General features: G+C 67.7%; 3 protein-coding genes. 2 read left to right on the top strand and 1 reads right to left on the bottom strand.

What is annotated here, in order from left to right; translation table 11 throughout:
• Window positions 1-82: 82 nt before the first annotated feature.
• A complete protein-coding gene (locus DD1DGNOD_RS20355; RefSeq protein ID WP_206443332.1) occupies window positions 83-1000 on the bottom strand; it encodes a LysR family transcriptional regulator in 918 nt (305 codons plus the stop codon).
• Between the two features lie 390 nt (window positions 1001-1390).
• Here DD1DGNOD_RS20355 and sfnG point away from each other — a divergent pair, with 390 nt between their 5' ends.
• On the top strand, window positions 1391-2524 hold the full coding sequence (sfnG, locus tag DD1DGNOD_RS20345) for a dimethylsulfone monooxygenase SfnG (RefSeq protein WP_131770834.1): 1134 nt from the start codon (window positions 1391-1393) through the stop codon (window positions 2522-2524).
• A 240-nt stretch (window positions 2525-2764) separates the two neighbouring features.
• Window positions 2765-3298: acyl-CoA dehydrogenase family protein (locus DD1DGNOD_RS20340; RefSeq protein WP_206443331.1), on the top strand; the 534-nt coding region annotated here is incomplete at its 3' end.

The following is a 3298-nucleotide window of genomic DNA, read 5'->3' as shown; positions in this document are numbered from 1 at the left end:
CACCAACATCAACCGTTACACCGTTAGCTGGACAGTCCCGCTCACGTACCCACAATCATGGCTTCCCGCCGCTGTTGCGGGATCAGGGGATCTGATGAGTCGAACGGTAGTCCGCGGCGTGTTTGAGGAGGATGGTCTGTAGCTGGCGTACGGCGGTGGGAAGGTGGCGGGTGCGGCGTCGCTGAATGACCAGGATGACCGTTGCGTCGTCGGTTTCCAGCGGGCGGTAGGTGATGATGCCGCTGCGTTCGAGCGGATCGCCCGCGACGCTGTAGTCGGGCAGGACGGTCACCCCGAGGCCCTGGGCGACCATGAGCTTTCCCATTTCCGCGCCGTCGGTGGAATAGGAGAATGCCGGCGGCTTGTCACGGAACAACCGGTGGACGTATCGGTGCATGACATAGCCGGAGCGCATGGCGATAAACGGCTCGGTCAGGAGCTGCTGGGGACTGACGGTCGGCAGCTGGGCGAGCGTGCTGTCGGTGCGGCAGCACAGCACGGCCCGGCCGCGGAACAGCTCAACGGTCTCCAGGTCGGGGGCGACGTCGTCGCCGTCCATCAGGTTGACCAGGCCGAGGTCGAGGCCACCGTCGAGCAGCAGGCGATGGATGTCGGCCTGCTGGGTGTTGACGATCTCTACCTGCGTCGTGGGGTGGGCGGCGTGGAAGTCACGCATGGCGGGGGTGACCAGTGGCACGGTGGCGGCGTTGACGGTGCCGATCCGGATCATGCGGCTGGAGCGCTGCTGGTCGCCGGCGGCGGCGCGGAGCCGGTCGACCGACTCCAGGACGTCGATGATGTACGGCAGCAGTTCGCCGCCGGTCGCGCTGATCGTGGCGCCGGTGCGGCGGCGGTCGAGGAGCGTCAGCCCGAGTTCCCGCTCGAGGTTGCGGATGGTCTCGCTCAGTGCCGGCTGCGACATGTGCAGCGCCTCGCTGGCGGCCCGCATCGACCCCAGGCGCGTGACCGCGGCGAGGCACTCCAACTGTTCGATCCGCACCTGGCCCTTCCCGCCGTCGACGCCGTGACAGGGTTGCCCTATCGCACCCTCGTCGACGCCTGGTTGACCGGCACCACCCGTGAAGGCACACTCGACACCATGTCGATGGACATTATAGGGATTGCCAGGCGCAGCCGGCTGTCCGTCGACGTGTGCAGCCGCGCAGCCGCCGTCCCGAATCGGCGGTTCTGTCGCCGTCCCGAGCGATGTGGGTGCTGCGTCACCGGTTAGAGCGACCACGCACGCCGACCGGTCGCCCGGCCGATCATTCGACGCGGTTCGGGCGTCTTCTTTTGAAAGCAGCCGTCGAAAGAAATCGACTCGTACGCGGCGTCGTAGTATCGCCGCCGGCTGGGATCGCACAGCCGTTCACATTGCAGGGAGAATTGCATGTCCGATGCCGTCGAAGCGGGTCGCGAACCCGTGAAGTTCGCCTACTGGGTGCCGAACGTCAGTGGTGGCCTGGTGGTGAGCAAGATCGAGCAACGCACCGACTGGGGGTATGAGTACAACCGGAAGCTGGCCGTGCTGGCGGAGAACAACGGGTTCGACTATGCCCTGAGCCAGGTCCGCTATATCGCCTCCTACGGTGCGGCCTACCAGCACGAGTCGACGGGATTCAGCCTGGCATTGCTGCTGGCCACCCAGCGGCTGAAGGTGATAGCGGCCATCCATCCGGGGTTGTGGCATCCGGGCGTGCTGGCCAAGTTCATCGCCACGGCCGACCAGCTCTCCGGCGGCCGCGCGGCGGTCAACGTCGTCAGCGGCTGGTTCAAGGACGAGTTCACCAAACTGGGCGAGCCCTGGCTGGAACACGACGAGCGGTACCGGCGCAGCGAGGAGTTCATCCGCGTGCTGCGCGAGATCTGGACCAGTGACCACGCCGAGTTCAACGGCGACTTCTACCGGCTGCACGACTTCGACCTGCGGCCCAAGCCCATCGAAGGGCCCGGACGCCCGCATCCGGAGATCTTTCAGGGTGGTAACTCGACGAGCGCCCGGGCGATGGCGGGCCGGGTGTCGGACTGGTACTTCAGCAACGGCAAGGATCTCGACGGCGTCAGCGAGCAGATCGCCGACGTCAACGCCGAGGCGGCGCTGCACGGACGGCGGGTGCGCTTCGGGCTGAACGGTTTCCTGATCGCCCGCGACACCGACGCTGAGGCCCGCGAGGTGCTGCGGGAGATCATCGCCAAGGCCGACCGGCAGGCGGTCGAGGGCTTCGGATCGGCGGTCAAGCAGGCCGGTCAGTCGACTGCCGACCGCAAGGGCATGTGGCAGGACTCGGAGTTCGACGACCTGGTCCAGTACAACGACGGTTTCCGTACCGGCCTCATCGGCACGCCGGAGCGGATCGCCGAACGCATCGTGGCCTACAGCAAGCGCGGTGTGGACCTGCTGCTGCTCGGATTCCTGCACTACCTCGAAGACGTGGAGTACTTCGGACGACGGGTGCTGCCGCTCGTGCGCGAACTCGAAGCCGACGCCGCCGACCGCGGCGAGCTGGTCCGGGAAGCCTCCTAAAGCATGCGCCTGGTCAGGCGGCGATACGTCGACTTCGTCCGGACGTGCAGTGCGCTGTGTCGGTGACATGTCGGTGACCTTCTTCCGCAACCCGGCCCGCCCCGGGCTGATGTTCCGACCCGGGCTGACGTCCCGACCCGGGCTGATGTCCCGGCTCAAGCCGATATCCAGGCTCGGGCCGGCATCCCGATCCGCACCACACCCCTCACGTCCCACGTCTTACGTGACAAGGAGCTCAACGTGTCCCTCGACGCCGACAACCGGCTGGACAGCCCCGCTGCCACGGCCATCACGGCAGACCCCGACGACAACGCCGCGCAGTTCGCGGCGGCGCTGGAGCGCGCCCACCTGGTCGCCGCCGAGCTGCGCGCGACCGCCGCCGAGCGCGACCACGCCAACAAGACACCCCGCGCGGAGGTCGAGCTGCTGCGCAGCCACGACCTGTTGCAGGTCCAGGAGCCCGTCGCCTACGGCGGTTCCGGCCTCAACTACGCGCAGGCGGCCGCGATCACCCGTCGCATCGCCCGCGGCGACACCTCCATCGCCCACCTGATCGGCTACCACTACGCGCAGACCCGGATCGCGCCCCTGTTCGGCACACCGGAGCAGGCGGCCGAGCAGTCCCGCCGCAACGCGGAGGGCAAGCTGTTCTGGGGCGGTGTGCAGAACCCGCGAGGTGGCTCCGACCTCGTCCTCACCCGTGACGGTGACGGATTCCGGCTCAACGGTCGCCGCTCGTTCGCCTCCGGTGCCAGCCTCGGCGACCAGCTGTCG

The organism is Candidatus Protofrankia californiensis, from assembly GCF_900634765.1.
Lineage (GTDB): Bacteria > Actinomycetota > Actinomycetes > Frankiales > Frankiaceae > Protofrankia > Protofrankia californiensis.
This window is presented reverse-complemented; position numbering and strand designations above follow the sequence as displayed.

Bases quoted from the DNA above. Each gene is read 5' to 3' on its own strand.
- sfnG (WP_131770834.1), top strand. From the start codon at position 1,391: ATGTCCGATGCCGTCGAAGCGGGTCGCGAACCCGTGAAGTTCGCCTAC.